Genomic DNA, 378 nt, shown 5'->3' on the forward strand with positions numbered 1-378 from the left:
GCGGCTTCGTCGGCCAGAAAAGCGAGCTCGCCGGCATCGGGCGTGAACAGGTCGTAGGACGGGGCGAACCCGCTCATCTTCGCCACGTACATGAACCCGGCGTCGGCCACCAGGAGCGGCTTCTTCTCCAGATCCTCGATGCACAGGTAGACCCTGTTGTGCCAGTCCACATCCGGCTGCAGGTAGTGATAGACCAGCAGGTCCGGTGCCAGGAGCGGGAGGTTTTCGGTGAGGTGTTTGTAGATGAGGGCGGAACCGTTTCCCCGGCCGATATCCCCGCCAAGGAGAGTCCGCGGGGGCTCGATCCCCAGGACACCGGCGGTGATGCAGGCCGCCGCCAGCAGTGCGGGAGTACCGCGCGCGATGGAAACCGTGTGG

1 protein-coding gene is annotated in these 378 nt (G+C 65.3%); it reads right to left on the bottom strand.

Going from position 1 to position 378, the window contains the following annotated elements:
* The coding region (locus BRSPCE3_RS35720; RefSeq protein WP_244071807.1) for a hypothetical protein at positions 1 to 378 on the bottom strand (378 nt) is incomplete at both ends.

Origin of the sequence: Bradyrhizobium sp. Ce-3 (assembly GCF_022835695.1) — a bacterium.
Taxonomy (GTDB): Bacteria; Pseudomonadota; Alphaproteobacteria; order Rhizobiales; family Xanthobacteraceae; genus Bradyrhizobium.